16 protein-coding genes are annotated in these 19922 nt (G+C 71.9%); 2 read left to right on the top strand and 14 right to left on the bottom strand.

What is annotated here, in order from left to right; genetic code table 11:
• The 12 genes from EAO73_RS07135 to EAO73_RS07080 all read right to left on the bottom strand — a co-directional run.
• The coding region (locus EAO73_RS07135; RefSeq protein WP_147971430.1) for an STAS domain-containing protein at positions 1-369 on the bottom strand (369 nt) is incomplete at its 3' end.
• A 44-nt stretch (positions 370-413) separates the two neighbouring features.
• The gene (locus EAO73_RS07130) at positions 414-1691 is read right to left on the bottom strand and encodes a thymidine phosphorylase (protein ID WP_147970572.1); all 1278 of its coding nucleotides are present in this window, start codon (positions 1689-1691) and stop codon (positions 414-416) included.
• 117 nt (positions 1692-1808) lie between these two features.
• Positions 1809-2213, bottom strand: coding sequence for a cytidine deaminase (locus EAO73_RS07125; protein WP_147970571.1), 405 nt, complete (start codon positions 2211-2213; stop codon positions 1809-1811).
• A complete protein-coding gene (locus EAO73_RS07120) occupies positions 2210-3499 on the bottom strand; it encodes an ABC transporter permease (RefSeq protein ID WP_147970570.1) in 1290 nt (429 codons plus the stop codon). The genes EAO73_RS07125 and EAO73_RS07120 overlap by 4 nt, the downstream gene beginning before the upstream one ends.
• The gene (locus EAO73_RS07115) at positions 3496-4611 is read right to left on the bottom strand and encodes an ABC transporter permease (RefSeq protein WP_147970569.1); all 1116 of its coding nucleotides are present in this window, start codon (positions 4609-4611) and stop codon (positions 3496-3498) included. Before EAO73_RS07115 ends, EAO73_RS07120 begins: the two co-directional genes overlap by 4 nt.
• Positions 4608-6191 carry an ABC transporter ATP-binding protein gene (locus EAO73_RS07110; protein WP_147970568.1) on the bottom strand — a complete coding sequence of 528 codons (1584 nt, stop codon included), beginning with the start codon at positions 6189-6191 and terminating at the stop codon, positions 4608-4610. The genes EAO73_RS07115 and EAO73_RS07110 overlap by 4 nt, the downstream gene beginning before the upstream one ends.
• A gap of 245 nt (positions 6192-6436) precedes the next feature.
• Positions 6437-7477, bottom strand: a complete 1041-nt coding sequence (locus EAO73_RS07105; RefSeq protein ID WP_147970567.1) for a BMP family lipoprotein — start codon at positions 7475-7477, stop codon at positions 6437-6439.
• A 138-nt stretch (positions 7478-7615) separates the two neighbouring features.
• Complete coding sequence (locus EAO73_RS07100; RefSeq protein ID WP_147971429.1) at positions 7616-8845, bottom strand: amidohydrolase; 1230 nt, start codon at positions 8843-8845, stop codon at positions 7616-7618.
• A gap of 172 nt (positions 8846-9017) precedes the next feature.
• Positions 9018-10076: a hypothetical protein gene (locus EAO73_RS07095; protein ID WP_147970566.1), complete on the bottom strand. Its 1059-nt coding sequence runs from the start codon at positions 10074-10076 to the stop codon at positions 9018-9020.
• Between the two features lie 11 nt (positions 10077-10087).
• Positions 10088-11023: an N-acetylneuraminate synthase family protein gene (locus EAO73_RS07090; protein ID WP_147970565.1), complete on the bottom strand. Its 936-nt coding sequence runs from the start codon at positions 11021-11023 to the stop codon at positions 10088-10090.
• An 11-nt stretch (positions 11024-11034) separates the two neighbouring features.
• Entirely contained in the window at positions 11035-12255 is a 1221-nt protein-coding gene (locus tag EAO73_RS07085) for an acylneuraminate cytidylyltransferase (RefSeq protein WP_147970564.1), read from the bottom strand.
• 32 nt (positions 12256-12287) lie between these two features.
• Complete coding sequence (locus EAO73_RS07080; protein WP_147970563.1) at positions 12288-13655, bottom strand: DUF6716 putative glycosyltransferase; 1368 nt, start codon at positions 13653-13655, stop codon at positions 12288-12290.
• A 220-nt stretch (positions 13656-13875) separates the two neighbouring features.
• Between EAO73_RS07080 and EAO73_RS07075 the strand changes: the two genes are divergently transcribed.
• Both EAO73_RS07075 and EAO73_RS07070 read left to right on the top strand, forming a co-directional pair.
• On the top strand, positions 13876-14856 hold the full coding sequence (locus EAO73_RS07075; protein WP_147970562.1) for a glycosyltransferase family 2 protein: 981 nt from the start codon (positions 13876-13878) through the stop codon (positions 14854-14856).
• Positions 14853-16217 (top strand): polysialyltransferase family glycosyltransferase, encoded by a 1365-nt coding sequence (locus EAO73_RS07070; protein ID WP_147970561.1) that lies wholly within the window; start codon positions 14853-14855, stop codon positions 16215-16217. The genes EAO73_RS07075 and EAO73_RS07070 overlap by 4 nt, the downstream gene beginning before the upstream one ends.
• A 76-nt stretch (positions 16218-16293) precedes the next feature.
• Here EAO73_RS07070 and EAO73_RS07065 read toward each other — a convergent pair whose 3' ends face one another.
• Complete coding sequence (locus tag EAO73_RS07065; RefSeq protein WP_147970560.1) at positions 16294-18618, bottom strand: glycosyltransferase; 2325 nt, start codon at positions 18616-18618, stop codon at positions 16294-16296.
• A partial coding sequence (locus EAO73_RS07060) for a hypothetical protein (protein WP_147971428.1) occupies positions 18615-19922 on the bottom strand: 1308 nt, incomplete at its 5' end. The genes EAO73_RS07065 and EAO73_RS07060, both read right to left, overlap by 4 nt.

Here is a 19922-nt window from a genome sequence, read left to right as displayed (position 1 = left end):
CATCGCCTGACCCGGATGCGATGACTTTTCGGCGCGCCGCCGGTCTCCTTGGATATGAACACCGAGCCGGCGGCCGTTGTCGTCCTCCCGGGCCACCTCACCCGGGCCGACCAGGTCCAGCAGGGCCCGCAGCTCCGGTGGGGTTCCGCGCAGGCGCAGGCGCGCGCCGGCCCTGCGGGCGACCAGGGTCAGGCGGGCCAGGGCCTCGATCGTCGTCAGGTCGGGGTGGACCGCCGCGCTGACGTCGCAGGCCGGCGTCGCCGTCGGCGAGGCGGCCAGGGCTGCTCGCAGTCCGGCGCAGAGGCGGGGGACGTCGGCCCGGGTGAGGTGGCCCGGGAGGACGACAACGGCCGCCGGCTCGGTGTTCATATCCAAGGAGACCGGCGGCGCGCCGAAAAGTCATCGCATCCGGGTCAGGCGATGCGCTCCCGGACGACCGGAGTCGCCGTGAACGGGGTGCCGGACGGCTCGATGTCGTAGGCGTCCGGGAGCGCCTTGAGGGCGTAGTCGAACTTCTCCGGGGTGTCCGTGTGCAGCGTCAGCAGCGGCTGGCCGTCGGTGATGACGTCGCCGGGCTTGGCGTGGATCTCGATGCCGGCGCCGGCCTGGACCGGGTCCTCCTTGCGGGCGCGGCCCGCGCCGAGGCGCCAGGCGGCGACGCCGATGTCGTAGGCGTCCAAGCGGGTCAGGATGCCGGAGGAGGAGGCCTTGATGACGTGCTGCTCGCGGGCGACCGGGAGCGCGGCGTCCGGGTCACCGCCCTGAGCGGAGATCATGCGGCGCCAGACGTCCATGGCGGAGCCGTCCGCGAGGGCCTTCTCCGGGTCGGCGTCCTTGAGCCCGGCCGCGTCCAGCATTTCGCGGGCGAGGGCCAGGGTGAGGTCGATGACGTCCTGGGGGCCGCCGCCGGCCAGGACCTCGACGGACTCGCGGACCTCCAGGGCATTGCCCGCGGTGAGGCCGAGCGGGGTGGACATGTCGGTGAGCAGGGCGACCGTGCGGACGCCGCTGTCGGTGCCGAGCGCGACCATGGTGGAGGCGAGCTCGCGGGCGTCGTCCAGGGTCTTCATGAAGGCGCCGGAGCCGACCTTGACGTCCAGGACGAGGGCGCCGGTGCCCTCGGCGATCTTCTTGGACATGATCGAGCTGGCGATGAGCGGGATCGCCTCGACGGTGCCGGTGACGTCGCGCAGCGCGTACAGCTTCTTGTCGGCGGGGGCGAGGCCGTCGCCCGCCGCGCAGATGACCGCGCCGGTGGTGTCGAGGACGTCCAGCATCTCGGCGTTGGACAGGTGGGCGCGCCAGCCGGGGATGGACTCCAGCTTGTCGAGGGTGCCGCCGGTGTGGCCGAGGCCGCGCCCGCTGAGCTGGGGGACGGCCGCGCCGCAGGCGGCGACGAGCGGGGCGAGCGGGAGGGTGATCTTGTCGCCGACGCCACCGGTGGAGTGCTTGTCCGTGGTGGGGCGGGACAGGCTGTCGAAGTTCATCCGCTCGCCGGAGGCGATCATCGCGGCGGTCCAGCGGGCGATCTCCGTACGGTTCATGCCGTTCAGCAGGATCGCCATGGCCAGCGCGGACATCTGCTCGTCGGCGACCTCGCCGCGGGTGTACGCGTCGATGACCCAGTCGATCTGCTCGGGTGTCAGCTCGCCGCGGTCCCGCTTGGTGCGGATGACGGAGATGGCGTCCATGGTCTGGCGTCCTTCCGGCCGGTACGTACAAACGCGTGGGTCCCGTTGACTCTACGCGCATAGAGAGAGAAAGAGGCGCCGGGTGGGCCCGGAACGGGGCCCACCCGGCGAGGGGGTTCAGCCGAGGTGCGACGGGCCGAAGGCCTGCGGCAGCATCTCGTCCAGGGTGCGCAGGCCGTCCGGGGTCTCCAGGAGCAGTTCCGGTCCGCCGAACTCGTACAGCAACTGCCGGCACCGGCCGCACGGGACCAGGCTCTCGCCCGCCCCGTCCACGCAGGTGAAGTGGGTCAGCCGGCCGCCGCCCGTGGCGTGCAGCTGGGAGACCAGACCGCACTCGGCGCACAGGCCGATCCCGTACGAGGCGTTCTCGACGTTGCAGCCGGTGATCGTACGGCCGTCGTCGACGCGGGCCGCGACGCCGACCGGGTAGCCGGAGTACGGGGCGTACGCCCGGGACATGGCGTCCCGGGCGGCGGCCCGCAGGGTCTCCCAGTCGGCCTCGGTGAAGGCCGGGGCCGTCACTTGCCCTGGCCCTTGCGGTAGCGCATGCCGTCCGCCTTCGGCATCCGCAGCCGCTGCGCGGAGAGCGAGAGGACGAGCAGCGTGACGATGTACGGCGTGGCGCTCACGAACTCCGTGGGCACGCTGTCCGTACCGAGGTACCAGACCAGGACGACGGCCGCGATGACCGCGCTGACGACACCCTGCAGCCAGCTCTTGCGGTAGAGCTTCCAGGCGGCGATGCCGACGAGGACGACGAACAGCAGCAGGAGCAGCGCGTGGACGGACTCGCCGCCGTTGCGCAGCTGGAGCGCGTCGGCGAAGCCGAACAGGCCCGCGCCCATGGCGAGTCCGCCGGGGCGCCAGTTGCCGAAGATCATCGCGGCGAGACCGATGTATCCGCGTCCGCCGGTCTGGCCCTCGTTGTAGATGTGCGAGGTGACCAGGGAGAGGAAGGCGCCGCCGAGGCCCGCGAGGCCGCCGGAGACGATCACGGCCACGTACTTGTACGTGTAGACGTTGACGCCGAGCGATTCGGCGGCGACCGGGTTCTCGCCGCAGGAGCGCAGCCGCAGGCCGAACGCGGTCTTCCACAGGACGAAGAAGGTCGCGACGAACAGCACGATGGCCAGGATCGTCAGCAGCGAGAGGTTGGTGACCAGGCCGCCGAGGATGCCGGCCAGGTCGGAGACGAAGAACCAGTGGTGCTTCTCGATGGAGTGCAGTCCGTCGGAGAGACCGGGGATGGTCACCGAGGTGATCTCGTCCGCCGGCGGGGACTGCTTCGGGGAGCCGCCCTTGGCCGCCGCCTCGCCGCTGTTGAACCACAGCTTGGCGAAGTAGGTGGTGAAACCGAGCGCCAGGATGTTGATCGCGATGCCGGAGATGATGTGGTCGACGCCGAACGTGATGGTCGCGACCGCGTGGAGCAGACCGCCGAGCATGCCGCCGATGACACCGGCGAGGACGCCGAGCCAGGGGCTGGTCTGCCAGCCGGCCCAGGCACCGAAGAAGGTGCCGAGGATCATCATGCCTTCGAGGCCGATGTTGACCACGCCGGCCCGCTCGGACCACAGACCGCCGAGACCGGCGAGGCCGATCGGCACGGCCATGGCGAGCGCGGCGCTGATCTGGCCCGCCGAGGTGACGTCCTGGGCGCCGGTGATGGCGCGCACGGCGGACAGCGCGAGCAGGACGCCCGCGATGATCAGCAGGATGACGGGGAACGAGAGGCGGGAACGGCCGCTCTTGCCGCCGGAGACCTTGGGGGCCGCCGGGGGCGGGGTGGAAGTCGCCGTGACGGTCACGCCGACACCTCCTGCTGGTCGGAGTTACGGGCGGCCTGTGCGGCGAGTTCCGCGCCGACCTTGCTCTGCTGGCGCTTGAGTCCGTAGCGGCGGACGACTTCGTACGCGATGACGACGCACAGGACGATGACGCCCTGGATCACGCCGACGATCTCCTTGTCGTAGCCCTCGAACTCCAGCTTTCCGGTGCCGCGCTCCAGGAAGCCCCAGAGCAGCGCGCCGAGCGCGATGCCGACGGGGTGGTTGCGGCCGAGGAGGGCGATGGCGATGCCGGTGAAGCCGATGCCCACGGGGAAGTCGCCGCTGAACTCGTGGCTGTCGTTGAGCAGCGTCGGCATGCCGATGAGGCCGGCGACGGCGCCCGAGATGAGCATCGAGGTGATGACCATGCGGCGGACGTTGACCCCGCTGGCCTCGGCGGCGGAGCCGGACTGGCCGACGGTGCGCAGGTCGAAGCCGAAGCGGGTGCGCGAGAGCGTGAACCAGTAGGCGATGCCCGCGACGACGGCGACGACGATGAAGCCCCAGACCGGGGTCGGGGTCGTCGGGAACTCGAAGAAGTGCGAGGACTCCGGGAGCGGCTTGGTGGAGATCTTGGTGCCGGCCTCGTCGAGGTGGCCGAGGCGGTTCTGCTGGAGCAGGTAGCCGATGACCGCGGTCGCGATGGAGTTCAGCATGATCGTCGAGACGACCTCGCTGACGCCCCGGGTGACCTTGAGCAGACCGGCGATGCCGGCCCACATGGCGCCGACGATCATCGCGGTGAGGATGATCAGCGGGATCTGCAGGGCGCCGGGCAGGGTGAGCGCGCCGCCGAGCGCGGCGGCGAAGAACGCGGCGAGGCGGTACTGCCCGTCGACGCCGATGTTGAAGAGGTTCATCCGGAAGCCGACGGCCACCGCGAGACCCGCCAGGTAGTACGTCGTGGCCTTGTTCAGGATGTAGACCTGGCTGTCCGACTTCAGTCCGTAGTCGAACATGATGCCGAAGGCGTTGAACGGCTCCTTGCCGGTGGCGGCGAGCACGAGTGCCGTCACCAGGAAGGCGACCACGATCGCGAGTACGGGGGCCGCGATCCCCAGGAGCAGGCGCTCCTTGTCGATCTTCTTCATCGGTCCTCTCCCCCTTCGCGGGGGTCGGTGTCGTCGTCCGTGGCGGCGGTGGCTCCGCCCTCCTCCGGCGCTTCGAGGTGGCCGCTGGCCGCACCCGTCATCGCGGAACCCAGCTCCTCGGGGGTGATGGTCGCCGGGTCGGCGTCCGCGACCAGCCGGCCGCGGTACATGACGCGCAGGGTGTCGGAGAGCCCGATCAGCTCGTCCAGGTCGGCGGAGATCAGGAGCACCGCCAGGCCCTCGCTGCGGGCCTCGCGGATCTGGTCCCAGATCTGCGCCTGCGCGCCGACGTCCACGCCCCGGGTGGGGTGCGCGGCGATCAGCAGCTTGGGCGCGTGGCTCATCTCGCGGCCGACGATCAGCTTCTGCTGGTTGCCGCCGGAGAGGGAGGCCGCGGTGACGTCGATACCGGGGGTGCGGACGTCGTACTCGCGCACGATCCGCTCGGTGTCGGTGCGGGCCGCCTTGATGTCGAGGAAGGCGCCCCGGCTGTTGGGGCGCTCCGTGACGTGGCCGAGGATGCGGTTCTCCCAGAGGGGGGCCTCCAGGAGAAGACCGTGCCGGTGGCGGTCCTCGGGGATGACGGCCATGCCGCCCTCGCGGCGCTTGCGCGTCGGGGTGCGGGAGATGTCCGCGGCGTCCAGGGTGAGGGTGCCGGCGTCCAGGGTGCGCATGCCCATGATGGCGTCGACCAGTTCGGACTGGCCGTTGCCCTCCACGCCGGCGATGCCCAGGACCTCGCCCTTGTGGATGGTGAAGGTGATGCCGTCGAGCACGGCGCGCACGGCGCCGTCCGGGTCGGTGGCGGTGAGCCGCACGCCGTCCACGGTGAGCATGGGCGTGTCGGTGACCGTCGACTCGCGGGTCTCCGGCGAGGGCAGCTCGCTGCCGACCATCAGCTCGGCGAGCTGCTTGGTCGTGGTGTTCTCCGGGTCGGCGGTGCCGACGGTGGTGCCGCGCCGGATGACGGTGATCTCGTCGGCGACCGACAGGACCTCGCCCAGCTTGTGCGAGATGAAGATGACGGTCAGACCCTCGGCCTTGAGCTCGCGCAGGTTGTCGAAGAGCGCGTCGACCTCCTGCGGCACGAGGACCGCGGTGGGCTCGTCGAGGATCAGGGTGCGGGCGCCCCGGTAGAGGACCTTGAGGATCTCCACGCGCTGGCGGTCGGCCACGCCGAGGTCCTCGACCATGGCGTCCGGGCGGACGCCGAGGCCGTACGCGTCGGAGATCTCGCGGATCTTGGCGCGGGCCCGGTCGCCGATGCCGTACAGCTTCTCGGAGCCGAGTACGACGTTCTCCAGGACGGTGAGGTAGTCGGCGAGCATGAAGTGCTGGTGCACCATGCCGATGCCGCGGTCGATGGCGTCGCCCGGGTTGGAGAACGAGGCCTGCTCGCCGTCCACCGCGATGGTGCCCTCGTCCGGCTTCTGCATGCCGTACAGGATCTTCATCAGAGTGGACTTGCCGGCGCCGTTCTCACCGACGAGGGCGTGGACGGTGCCGCGGCGCACGGTGATGTCGATGTCGTGGTTGGCCACGACCCCGGGGAACCGCTTGGTGATACCGCGGAGCTCCACGGCGTTGGGACTGCTGGACGCGTTGATGGCGCACTCTCCTTGGCAGGAGCGGAGGGCGGGGGCGGTGAGGACGGGAAGGCGGTGGACGGCGGGGTGGCCAACGATTCGGCGACGCTACGCGCGTAGCGTCGCCGAATCGTTGGCCACCTGATCACAGGTGGCCCGCACTCCGCCGGGGGTACGTGAATCGGGGCCCGGAGCGGGCGGCCGAAGCCGCTCGCCCGGACCCCGATCGACGGACCGGATCAGGTCGTGGTCTTGACCTTGATGGTGCCGTCGACGATCTTCTTCTTCGCCTCGTCGAGCTGGGTCTGGATGTCCTTGAGGTGGTCACCCGTGGGGGTCAGGCTGACGCCGCCCTTGGCCAGGGAGTACGTCTGGGTGCCGGTCAGCGGCTTGCCGTCCTTGACCGACTTGACCAGGTCGAAGACGCCGGAGTCGACGTTCTTGACGACCGAGGTCAGGATCGTGTCCTTGTACTTCGCCAGGGCCGGGTCCAGGGCCTGGTCGGAGTCGACACCGATGGACCAGGCGCCCTTCTTGCCGGCGACGGCCTCGATCGAACCGGCGCCCGAGCCGCCCGCGGCGGCGAAGATGACGTCGACGCCCTTGTCGAGCATGCCCTTGGCGGCGGCCTTGCCCTTGTCGGGGCTGCCGAAGCCGGAGAGGTCCGAGCCGGTGGACAGGTACTGGATCTGCACCGTGGCCTTCGGCTTGGTGTCCAGGACGCCCTGACGGAAGCCGGCCGCGAACTTCTTGATCAGCGGGAGGTCGACGCCGCCGATGAAGCCGATCTTGTCGTCCTTGGACTTCAGCGCCGCCGCGACACCGGCGAGGTACGAGCCCTGCTCCTCGGTGAAGACGATGTTGGCGACGTTCTTCGCGTCGGAGACCGAGTCGACCAGGCCGAAGCTGACCTTCGGGTACTTGGGCGCGATCTTGTCGACCGCGTCCTTGTACGCGAAACCGATCGCGATGACCGGGTTGTAGCCGCCCTCGGCGAGCGACTGGAGGCGCTGGTCGCGGTCGGCGGAGCTCTCACCGTTCTTGGCGGTCAGCTCCTTCGTCTCGGCGCCGAACTCGGCCTTGGCCTTGTCCAGGCCGCGCGCGGCGGAGTCGTTGAACGAGTTGTCGCCACGGCCGCCGACGTCGTAGGCCATGCCGATCTTCATCTTGCCGTCGTCCGAGCCGGAACTCTCGTCGGACGACTCGCCACACGCGGTGGCGGTGAGCGCGAGCGCCGCGGTGATGGCACACGCGGCGGTGATCTTGGATACCCGGCGCAAGGGAAGGCTCCTTCAAACCTGACCGAAGCGCCTCTTCCGGCGCTGGTTTCGCGGCGATCGTAACGCGCGTAGATGTCAGATAAAGCCCTGTACGGAAGCCGTTATCGGATCGTCGCGAACGAGGAGCGACGTGTCCGGTTACGCGTGGTTGACGTGGAGCAACGCGGAGGCGGTGAAGAGTTCCACGCCGACCGTGATCGCCTCCTCGTCGACGTCGAAATTGCCCCGGTGGAGGTCGAGCCCGCGCGTGTCGCCCGGAGTACGGACGCCGAGGCGCGCCATGGCGCCCGGGACGTGCTCCAGGTACCAGGAGAAGTCCTCGCCGCCCAGGCTCTGCTCGGTGCCCTCGATGGCGTACGGGCCCCGGCGGGCGGCCATGGCGCCGGCCAGCAGGTCGATCGCGGCGGCGTCGTTCACCACGGGCGGGACGCCGCGGATGTAGTTGATCACCGTCTTGGCGCGGTGCATCCCGGCCACCTCGTCGATCGCGGCGTGCACCAGGTCCGGCGCCTCGCGCCACGCGTCGAGGTCCAGGCAGCGGACGGTGCCGGAGAGTTCGGCGTGCTGCGGGATGACGTTGCAGGCATGGCCGGTCTCCAGCCGCCCCCAGGTCAGCGCGAGCCCGGACCGGGCGTCGACCCGGCGGGACAGCAGCGCGGGCACCTCGGTGACGACCTTGGCGGCGGCGGTGACCAGGTCCGTGGTCAGGTGGGGGCGGGCGGTGTGGCCGCCGGGCCCGTCCAGGGCCAGTTCGAGCCGGTCGCAGGCGGAGGTGATCGCCCCGACCCGGAGCCCGACCCGGCCGACGTCGACCTTGGGGTCGCAGTGGACGCCGATGATCCGGCCGACGCCTTCCAGCACCCCGGACTCGATGGCGTCGGGCGCCCCGCCGGGCAGTACCTCCTCGGCCGGCTGGAAGATCAGCCGCACCGGGTTGGGCAGCAGCCCCTGCCGGTCCAGCTCGGCCAGGACCAGTCCGGCACCGAGGACGGTGGTGGTGTGGACGTCGTGCCCGCAGGCGTGCGCCCGGTCGGGCACGGTGGAGCGGTACGGCACACCGGCCTTGGTGTCCGGGATGGGGAGCGCGTCGATGTCGGCCCGCAGCGCGAGCATCGGCCGCGTGCCCTCCCCGCGCGTCCCGACGTCGCACATGAGCCCGGTCCCGGAGGCGAGCACGCGCGGGGCGAGGCCCGCCTGCTCCAGCCTGGCCTTGATCGCCGCGGTGGTGCGGAACTCCTGATTGCCCAGCTCGGGGTGCATGTGCAGGTCTCTGCGGAAGGCGATCAGCTCGGCGCGCAGGGCGTCGGGAAGAGCGCCGGGCAGGGTCCCGCCCTGGGGCTGGCCGGCATCGGACTCGGGGCAGATCAACTGGCTCACCTGTTAAAGGGTATGCCTGTTCCCACCTCAACTGACCATGAAACAAGAAAACTTCAGCCACATAGGCGAATGTTTGGCCGCGTCTCGGCGTGTGGGACGCGCGCGGGATGGGTACACTCCCGCGCTCGCGGTGTGGTAGAGCGGCGGTGGTCACCGCCGCGTGTCACGCCTCCCCCGTCACCGCCGTGACCCGCCACGGTGCCAGGCGGTGGACGTCGCGGGCCGTCTCCGTGACGCCGCTCAGGAAGCCCTGGGCGCGCGGGGAGGCCGTTTCGTGGAGCCATTCGGGGGCGATGTCGCAGACCGCGACCTTCACCTCGGTGCCGGCCAGGGCGAGGGGCAGGGTGTGGACCACGGTGGACGGGAAGCTCAGGACCGTGCGGCCGATGGGGCCGCGGCGGGCGATGAGCTCCAGGGGGAGGTCGGGGCGGACGATCTCCAGGCCGGTGGCCGCCTCCAGGGCGTGCAGCTTCTCGGTGGACTCGCGGCGGTGGGCGAAGTAGCGGGTGGCGCCGTGCGTACGGGCCAGGGTGGCGACCGCCTCCAGATACGGGGCCCGGTCCACCACGCCCGTCTCGACCAGCGAGGTGCCGACCAGGTCCGCGCCCTTGGTGAGCGACGGCGGACCGAAGCGGGACCGGGTCCAGGAGAAGGTGTTCGGGATGAGGGTGACGCCCGGCGGCGGGATGACCGGCATGGCGGTGAACAGTTCGACCTCGCGCGCCGCCGACGGGGTGAACCTGCGCCGTGCGGTGGCCGTCACCGGGGCCAGGGCCAGGCCGCGCGGGTCGAAGCCGCCGCGCCGGTGCCAGCGCACCAGGCGCTCGCCCCGGGTGAGCTGGGCGACGAACTCCATGGTGGCGGTGCCGTCGTCGACCACGGTGAGGCGGCGGGGCCGGACGAGCGAGAGCAGCAGCTGCACGTAACGCGAGAACGGGTCGCCGATGACGATGTGGTCGGCGTTGCGGACGAGCCGGGTGAGGGCGCGCAGCGACTTCAGGGGGGTGCCCGAGTCGCCGCGCGCCTCCTGCCAGCGCACGGTCATGCCCTCGTCGCGGGCCAGCTCCGCCATCCGGCGCAGCTGACCGCGCGACATCGGGTCGACCGGGGGGAGGACGACGACGGTGACGTCCGTGAGGACGCGCCCGCCGCCTCCCTCGGTGACGGCCCACTCCAGGACGTTCAGGAGCTGGACCGGGCTCTCGACGAAGGCGAGGTTCACCGGCCGGCCCGTCAGACCGCGACCGGCTCGGCGGCCGGGGCCGCCGCGTCGTTCTCCGCGACGACGCCCGTGACCCGGCGGAGCTTCTTCATCGGGCCGAGCTCGGACTCGTAGACCTTCTTGACGCCGTCGCCGAGGGAGGCCTCGATGGTGCGGATGTCGCGGACGAGGCGGGTGAGGCCCTGCGGTTCGACGGACGCGGCCTGGTCGGAGCCCCACATGGCGCGGTCCAGGGTGATGTGGCGCTCGACGAACGCGGCGCCGAGGGCGACGGCGGCGAGGGTGGTCTGCAGGCCCGTCTCGTGGCCGCTGTAGCCGATCGGGACGTTGGGGTACTCCTGCTGGAGGGTGTGGATGACCCGGAGGTTCAGCTCCTCGGCCTTCGCCGGGTACGTGGAGGTGGCGTGGCAGAGCAGGATGTTGTCGGAGCCCAGCACCTCGACGGCGTGGCGGATCTGGCGCGGGGTCGACATGCCGGTGGAGAGGATCACCGTGCGGCCGGTGGCGCGCAGGGTGCGCAGCAGCTCGTCGTCGGTGAGCGAGGCGGAGGCGACCTTGTGGGCGGGGACGTCGAACTTCTCCAGGAAGGCGACGGCCTCGGTGTCCCACGGGGAGGCGAACCAGTCGATGCCGCGCTCGGCGCAGTGCTCGGAGATGGCCCGGTACTCGGTCTCGCCGAACTCGACGCGGTGGCGGTAGTCGATGTACGTCATGCGGCCCCAGGGGGTGTCCCGCTCGATGTCCCACTGGTCGCGCGGGGTGCAGATCTCCGGGGTGCGCTTCTGGAACTTGACGGCGTCGCAGCCGGCCTCGGCGGCCACGTCGATGAGCGCGAGCGCGTTGTCGAGGTCGCCGTTGTGGTTGATGCCGATCTCGCCGGTGATGTACACGGGGTTGCCGGGGCCGGCGGTGCGGTTGCCGAGGGTGCGCAGGCGGGAGGTGCTCATGAGGGTGTTCCTTACTCGGTGGGGGCTGAGGTGAGGGTGGGGCCCAGGAGCCAGGCCGCGATCTCGCGGATGGCGCCGAAGCCGCCGGGGGTGGTCGTCACGGCGCGCGCCGCTGCGCGTACCGAGTCGTGGGCGCTCGCGACGGCGACGGGCCAGCCGGCGAGCGCGAAGCAGGGGAGGTCGTTGACGTCGTTGCCGACGTACATGACGCGTTCGGGTGCGAGGGACTGCTCGTCGCACCACTGCTTGAGCGCGAGGTCCTTGCGGTCGATGCCGTGCAGGACGGGGACGCGCAGCTTGTGGGCGCGGGCGGCGACGACGGGGTTCTGTTCCGTGGACAGGATCAGCAGCGGGACGCCCGCCTTGCGCAGGGCGGCGATGCCGAGCCCGTCGCCCCGGTGGACGGAGACGGTCTCGCGGCCGTCGGAGTCGACGAGGACCCGGTCGTCGGTCTGGGTGCCGTCGAAGTCGAGGACGACGGCGTCGATGTCGTCGAGGGTGGGCAGCGGGGCCGGGTCGACGAGGGGGGCGAGCGCGCGGGCGCGGGCCAGGTCGTGCGGGTCGTCGATCTCCAGGACGCGGGCCGGGTCGGTGCGCACCAGGGCGGTGTGGCCGAAGAAGCGGTGGCGGTGGGTGCGGAAGCCGGCGGCGTCCATGGCGTAGGCGGCTCCCGTCTCCAGCAGGTCCTCGGGGCGGTCCTGGCGGCGGGGGCGGACCCGCTTGTCGTGGTTGACGCCGTAGTTGTGGTCCTCGACCGCGCTGCCGTCGCGCCACAGGAAGCCGTGGAAGGGAGCGACGGTGACGGCGGTGTCGGCGCCCTGGTGGGCGACGGCCGCGGCGACCCCGTCGATGTCCTCGCGGGCGACGAAGGGGCTGGTGCACTGGACGAGCAGGACGACGTCGGCGGTGCGGCCGCGCAGGGCCTCGTAGGCGTCGAGGGCGTGCAGGACGGCGGCCTCGCTGGTCGCGGTGTCGCCGGCGATGTTCTCGGGGCGCTGGACGCAGTGCAGCCGGCCGCTCTCGCCGAGTGCTTCGGCCGCCGCGCGGGCGGCCTCGGCGACGGCGGGCGCGTCGGTCGTCACCACGACGTCGGTGACCTCGCCGGAGGCCAGGCAGGCGCGGACGGCGCGGGCGACGAGCGGGACGCCGCCGACCCGGGCGAGGTTCTTGGCGGGTACGCCCTTGGAGCCGCCGCGTGCGGGGATCACGGCGAGCACGGTGGGTGGGGTCATCGGTGCTCCAGTGGGTGACATGTCGGGGGTCTTCACAGCTCTCCCATCCGCCGGACGACCGGGGCGACGCGCTGGACGCCGTGCCGGTACGCGCCCCGGGCCGCGTCGCGGACCGCTTCGCGCACCGCCGTCCTGACCCGCCCGGCCTCCCGGGGCGCGGCGGCGCCGGGCAGCGGGTGGCCTTCGGGGCCCAGGTGGTGGCGGGCGAGGATGCCGGGGAGGTAGCCGGGGGCGGTGGCGGGCGTGTAGTACGGCGCCGGGCCGGGGAGGTCGCCCCGGGCCAGCAGTGCGGTGACCCGGGCGCGGGCGGTGTCGTAGGCCGTGGCGTAGCTGCCGTCGGCGGCGACGCCCTGGCCGGCCAGCCAGTCGGGGTCGGGTTCCGGGTGCCCGCCGCCGTCGAGGTGGTCGAAGGAGGTGAGCAGGCCGGAGCCGGTGAAGTGGTGGTTGCCGAGCGTCTCGCGCACCCCGAGGTCGGTGAGGACGGCGGTGGGGATGCGGCGGTGCAGGGACTCCAGGGCGGCCGTGGAGGAGACGGTGACCAGCAGGTCGGTGCGGTCCAGGACCTCGCCCATGTGCCCGTAGACCAGGCGGAAGTTGGGCGGGAGGCCGCCGGGCAGCCGCTCGGCGAGCCGCTGGTACGGGTGCTCCTCGATGTGCGTGGTGTGCTCGCCGGGCTTGGAGCGCAGCTTCAGCAGCACCTCGCGGCCGGGGTGCAGCCGCGCGTGCTCGACGAGCCTGCGCAGCAGGTACGTACGGTCGGCGCGGTTCTCCGGTACGGAGGGCTGGGCGGCGAACACGAGGGTGTCGCGGCCCTGCCGCGGCCGGTACGGGTCGCCGCCGAGGAACGGCAGGGCGGCCTCGGTGACGGCCGAGGCGTCGGCGCCCACTCCCTCGTACACCGCGCGGAAACGCTCCGCGTCGTGGCGGGAGTTGGCGAGGACGACGTCGGCGCCGTGTCGCAGCAGGAGCCCGTCGGTGAGCTTTTCGTAGACGACGCCGACGTAGCCGGTGACGAGGACGGGCCGGGTGGGCAGCCGGAGCGCGGCGATGCCGTGCAGCATGGCCTGGACGGCGCCGCCGACGAGGGCGAGGACGACGACGTCGTACCCCTCGTCCCGTACGGACTGGAGGAACTCGACGGCCGTGACCTCGCGGACCCGGCCGGCGTCGATCCCCACGTCACCGACCTCGGCGAGCTGGCGGGGGGTCGGGGTCGCCCGGCCGCGCAGCAGCAGTCCGCTGATCCGCGCCCGGGGCGCGCTCGCGTCGCCGTCCGAGGTCAGCCGGCGCGCGGTGAGCGCACCCCACTTCCATCGGGTGTCTGAGTCGGCGAGCACGGCCACCCGGAATGCGGGGGAGGCCGCGGCGGAAGGGACCGCGTTGCTGTTGCTGAGGGGCACGTCCAAGACGTTAGGAAGGCCGGGGGTGGGGCGGCCCAACGTGAAAGCAACAAAGGGTTAACAGCCCGCCGACGCTTGCCGAACCCGCAGTCCGGAGCATTGCGGAGGGCCGATGAATTTCCGTGCGGGCCTGCCGGTTCACCGTCCCGACCGATTTCGTTCACCCGCCGTCCGCACGGCCGACAGGGCGAATGCCCGCCCCGGAACTAGCGTGACGCGGGTGGTTAAGCTCTCCGTCATCGTGCCGTTCTACAACGTGCGGACATACGCGCCAGACACCCTCAGAAGTCTCCGGGCCAATGCCCGCGAGGACTTCGAGTTCATCCTCGTCGACGACTGTTCGACCGACGGGACCGCGGAGCTGCTGCGCCGCGCGCAGGAGGAGATTCCGGGGGTGGTCGTCCGCAGACACGAGAAGAACGGCGGACTGGCGACCGCCCGGAACACCGGCCTGGACGCGGCCCGCGGCACCTATCTCGCCTTCCTGGACGGCGACGACTGGCTGGCCCCCGGTTTCTACGCCGAGCTGCTGGCCAGGACCGAGGCCCTGGGCTGCGACTTCGTGCGCACCGATCATGTCCAGGTCGAGGGCCGTGCCCGTACGGTGCACCGCGTGCCGCACGGCCGCCGCGACCGGGTGGCGGCGCCGCGCGACGCGATCCTGCCCGCGACCAGGACCACGTCCGTGGACTACGCGTACGCCTGGGCGGGTCTCTACCACCGCCGGCTCCTGGACCGGGGCCTGCTGCATTTCACGGACGGGCTGCGCACGGCGGAGGACCGGCCGTGGATCTGGCGACTGCACCGCGAGGCGGATTCCTTCGCGGTGCTCGGACTTCTCGGCATTTTCTACCGGCGCGGCGTCGCCTCGTCGCTGACGCAGATCGGCGACATGCGCCAACTCGACTTCATTCGCTCGTTCGACCAGGTGATAGAGGAAACGAGGACGGACCGCGACGCGCGGGAACTCCTGCCGAAAGCGGTGCGCAACTATTGCGCGATCATTTCCCACCACATGAGTGCGCTGGAAAGGTTCGAACCGCCCGTGGCCCGCGCGCTGAAATCGATGAGTTCCGGTGCGCTGCGGCGCATGCCGCAGGACGTGCTGGACGAGGTCCTGGACTCGATGGACCTGGAGCGCGCGACCCTGCTGCGCCGGCTGCGGCGGCGGTCCGCCGCGAAGGAGGTGACGGCCGCGTGAGCCGGAGCCGTACGACGCAGATCTTCCTCGCCTCCACCCTCTACGGCACGGCGACGCTCGCCGCCGCCCTGGACGCGGGCCTGTTCCCGGAGGCGGGACGGCGCGTCCTGCTCGTCGCGAACAACGCGTCGGTCCCGGAGACGACCCCGGCGCTCGACGAGATGCCCGGCTTCGACGCGCTGCGCACGCGTTTCGACGACGTCGTGTCGTGGAACGCGACGATCGCGCCGCACCACCCGGCCTCCTGGTCCCCGCGCCGGGACGACATCCCGCTGTGGGAGCGGCATCTGCGGCTGGCCTGGGGCCTGGGTGACGACGACGTCGAGCTGGCGGTGGAGTCGATCCAGGTGGACCCGGCGATGGCGGTCTGCCGGATCTTCACGGGTGTCCCCGTGGACGTCTACGCGGACGGGCTGATGAGCTACGGCCCGACCAGGAACCGGATCGATCCGCTCGTCGGTACGCGGGTGGACCGTCTGCTCCACCTCGATCTGGTGCCGGGGCTGCGGCCGATGCTGCTCACCGAGTTCGGGGTGCGGGCGGAGACCGTGCCGACGGACGCCTTCCTGAAGGTGCTCGGCGAACTGGACGGGGCCGCCGGTGCGGCGGGGCTGCCGGCCGTGGAGGGTCCGGCGCTGCTGCTGGGCCAGTACCTCTCCGCGCTCGGGCTGATCAGCGCGGCCGAGGAGGAGGAGCTGCACCTGCGGATGATGCGGGGCGCGGTCGCGCGGGGACACCGCCGGCTGGTGTTCAAGCCGCATCCGACGGCGCCCGCGCAGTGGTCGAGGGCCCTGGAGGAGGAGGCGGCCCGGCTCGGCGCCGAACTCACCGTGCTGGACGCGGACGTGCTCACGGCGCCGGTCCTCGCCGAGGTGCTGTACCGGCGGATGCGGCCGGCCCTGGTCGTGGGCTGCTTCTCGACCGCGCTGCTGACGGCCTCGGAGTTCTACGGGCTGCCGGTGGCGCGGGTCGGCACCCGGACGCTGCTGGAGCGGCTGACGCCGTTCGAGAACAGCAACCGGGTGCCGGTGACGCTGGTGGACGCGCTGGTGCCGGACCTGGAGGACGGGGAGGCGGCGGGCCCGGCTCCCGCGGTGGCGCCCGAGGGGCTGAACGACCTGGTCACGGCGGTCGGCTTCGCGATGCAGCCGAAGATCTACCCGCAGCTGCGGCCGGTGGCGGAGCGCTATCTCGCCGCCCGGCTCACGGACGGGACACGGCGCTACTTCAAGCGCAGGCGGCTGACGTCGCTGGGGCTGCCGGGCGGGGTGCCCGAGCAGTTCGCGTTCCTGCCGCGCAACGCGGCGGTACGCCGGGTGGCCCGGCGGGCGCGGGCGCTGCGGCGGATGGCGCTGCGCTAGGCGGTACGGGGAAGAGGGGCGGGGTCCGACCGGGCCCCGCCCCTCTTCCGTGGTGCCGTGGTGCCGTACCGCGCTGTCAGACCCGCGCGCCCGGCACGATCAGCTTCAGGTCGGCCGCGTTGGCCTCGGTGACCTTCCACAGCTCCTGCTGACGGGCGTGCACGTCGGCGACCGCCGCCGCGTGGTCGTCGAGCAGTCCCGCCGCACGCTCCACCAGCCGCGCGCCGAGGTGGCGGTCGTGCACGGAGATGCCCCACTCGGGCCGGTCGATGTCGGACAGGAAGTACGCCATCTTGGGGTGCGAGATCAGGCTGATGACCGGGGTCCCGCAGCCGAACGGGATCATGCCGGCGTGCCCGCGCATCCCGATGACGAGCTTCGTCCGGGCGTAGGTGTCGCGGATCTCGTCGTTGCCGAAGTCGTACATCGGGATGACGGGGAGCGAGATGCCGTGCTCGCGGCGCAGGTCGAAGGCGATCCGTTCGTCGTCCAGGGAATGGGCGACGCACTTGACCTCGGCGCGGGTGCCGAGCGCCGTCACCGCGGAGGCGATCTCGGCGAGGAAGTGCGCGTAGTCGTGGCCGAAGCGGAGCCCGGACCGGTCGTACGCGGCGTTGAGCAGCACGGTCTCCTCACGCTCGGCCGGGTCCGTCCAGCCGTCCACCAGGTGCCGGGTGACGGTGGTCGGGCAGGGCTGGAAGCGGACCTTGTCGTGCAGCGAGGCGGGGAGCAGCGCGCGGACCTTGTCGATGGAGCCGTGGTTGCGCAGCCCGAAGAACGCGGCGCGTTCCACGAGGGTGCGCAGCGAGGACAGGAAGCGGCCGCGCCCGTGGCCGTAGGCCTGGCCGTCGAAGGCGTTGAAGCCGACGGCGTAGACGATGACGGGCACGTCGATGCGTTCCAGCAGCCGTTCGGGCACGTTCCACTGCCAGCCGCTGTTGCCGTTGGGCGCGGTGTCCGGGATGAACAGCCCGCCGCCGCCGATGACGAGTCCGCGCCGGGCGTTGACGCGTTCGAGGGCGGCCTCGTCGAAGAGGCGGTGGGCGTGGACGGAGTGCCAGCGGCGGGGTCCGGTGTCGCGGTCGAAGGCGAGCCGGACGCTTTCCGGGAGGAGTTTGTCGCCGGCGTTGCCCTGGCGCTCCATGTAGAAGGCGACATGGGCGAGTTGGTTCCGCGCGGGGCCCTCGTCGGGCGCGGGGGCGGGCTGGGTGCGCAGGTGCATCAGACGGTTCGCCCGGTGGGTCGGGTCCACGGCGAGGCCGTCGCGCGCGTACCGGGACGCCGCCTCGTCGTCGCCATGGATCCAGGCGATCTGGGCGAGGCGCGAGAAGGCGGTGGCGGCCCGGTTGGGGGCGGCGGCGGCCAGCAGGAGCTGGGTGCGGGCCTCCTCGTAGCGGGAGACGCTCATCAGCGCGTGGCCGAGGACCTCGTGCGGCCACGCCTCGTCCACGGGGATACGGACGGAGCCGAGCAGGTCCGCCGCCTCCTGGTACTCGCCGGCGCCGATGTGCGCGGCGGCGACCCGGCGGGCGCTCTCCGGGTCGCCGGTGCGCCGGACGTGCGGGGTGCCGTAGTGGACGAGCAGGTCGTGGTGCTTGGCGCCGGGCCGGGCCAGGTAGGCGGCGTGGAACTCGGCGTCGCCCATCTCGTACGCGCGCCAGCGGTCCTCGGCCTGCCCGTACCCGGCCTCGCCGCCCTGCCAGGGCTTGTGGCGCCCGGTGAAGTGCAGGATCGCGGTGGTGTCGGGCACCGGAAGGTCGCCCGAGAGGCGGCGCTTGACGTAGTTGTAGCGGGTGTCGAGCCGGACGAAGTCACCGGCCAGTACGGCGTTCAGGATGCCCTGGTCGTGCTTGTCCAGCTCGTACGCCCCGGAGCGGCCGGTCTCGTCGATCCGGGCGCAGAAGTCGTCGCTCAGGTAAGGGCGCTGGATGACCAGCAGGCCGCTGTTGAGCTTGTGCTGCCCGTAGAAGAACTGCGGTACGGCGGCGAGTCCGTCGCGCAGCCCGAGCAGTTCGCCCAGGTCGCCGAGGACCACCATGTCGGTGTCGAGGGTGATCACGGTGTCGTAGTCGCGCACCCGGAAGACGTCGAGGATGAAGTAGGCCTTGCGCACCAGGTAGTTGTCCTGGTCGCCCTTGGCGTACGTGTCGTAGTGGTCCGCGTCCACCCGGCGGAAGTCGGCGCGCGGGTGCAGGGCCCGGATCCGTTCGACGGAGGCGGGGCGCAGCCCGTCGTGCAGGACGATGAAGTCCTCGCACACCCCGGGGTTGGACAGGGCGAGGCTGCGGAGCAGGGTGAGGAAGCCGGGCAGGTAGTTCTCGTCCACGAAGCTCGCGAAGGCGACGCGGCGCTTGCCGGTGAGGGCGTTGGCGGGGGCCGGCGGGGCGTGGGTCGTCGTCATCGCAGGGAGATCCTCGTCTCGGTGACGCTCCGGGCGCGTTCCATGACCCACGCCTTTTCGCTGGTGTACTCGTGCACGGAGGTGATGGGCATCTTCATCGCTGCCGGCAGCCGGTAGGCGCCGCTCTCGTAGAAGTCGAAGCCGATCAGGTCGAGCCGGGGGCTGACGTCCAGGAAGTCCAGCAGCCACAGCATGTTGAAGCCGCTGGTGGGGATGGAGGGCCAGGTGTCGGTGCCGGCCCGGCCGATGTCGCGCAGCGGCCAGCGCAGCGACTCGTCGCCCAGATACCGCTGGGCGCCCGGCACCAGCCGGGTGCGCAGGGACTGCTTCCAGTCGCCGGAGACCCCGCCGAAGACCAGCCGGGTGTCCACCTTCTTGTCCCAGTTGAAGCCGTGCTTGTGGATGGTGGCGTGGATGTCGGTACGGCTGCCGGTGGCCACCGGGTCGATGCGGTACGAGTTGAAGCGGACCACCAGGTCGTATGAGTCGATCTCGGCGCCCAGCGAACCGCTGCCCACCCGCTGGGAGTTGGCGATCAGGCAGACGGACTTGCCGGCGATCCGGTTGCGGAACTCGCCGAGCGTGGTCCAGGTGACGCCGCCGAAGAGGGGGTCCGCGACCGGTCCGCGCATCCGTGACCGGCGCTGCGCGGCATAGAGCGCGACGAGTTCGCTGAGCGCGGCCGGGTCTGCGGTGGTGGCGGACGCGGCGCCGCTGCCGGGGGCGCCGGCGGCGGCCAGCGCGAGGGCGAGGTACTGGCCCAGCGCCTCCTGGATCTCCGGGACCGGCGCGTCGGTGCGCTCCTGGGCGAGGAGTGCGCCGATCAGCCGGGAGCGCGCCCGGTTCCAGTCTCCGCGCCCGGCCAGGGCCAGGCCCTCGGCCCAGGTGTCGGTGACCGGGGCGGCGGCGAAGGCACCGGCCTCGGGGCAGCCCCGTTCCAGCGTCCGCAGGAGTTCGTCCTGGTATCCGGCACCGGCGCGGAGCCCGGCGGTCTTCGCCGCGATGCCGAAGCCGTCCTCGTCGGTGAGGGCGAGGTAGCGCTCGTACGCCTGGACGGCGTCGCGCTCCGCGCCCATCGCCTCCAGCACCCGGGCCCGCAGTCGCCAGGCGGCCCGGGAGCCCTTGCGCCGGGTGAGCACGGCGTCCGTGATGAGGACGGCGAGCTTCAGTTCGTCCTCGTACCCGCAGTCCAGCGCCTTGGTTCCGGCCGCGAGGAGCGGGTCGAGCAGCCGGTCGCCGAGGACCGGGGCGGCGCCGGGCCCGCCGCGGTCCTCGGCGACCGGCTGCTCGACCCGCTCCTCGCG

It is taken from the genome of Streptomyces sp. col6 (assembly GCF_008042035.1).
In the GTDB taxonomy this organism is placed as follows: domain Bacteria; phylum Actinomycetota; class Actinomycetes; order Streptomycetales; family Streptomycetaceae; genus Streptomyces.
The sequence above is the reverse complement of the archived record's forward strand: the minus strand, read 5'-3'. Positions and strand labels throughout refer to the sequence as shown.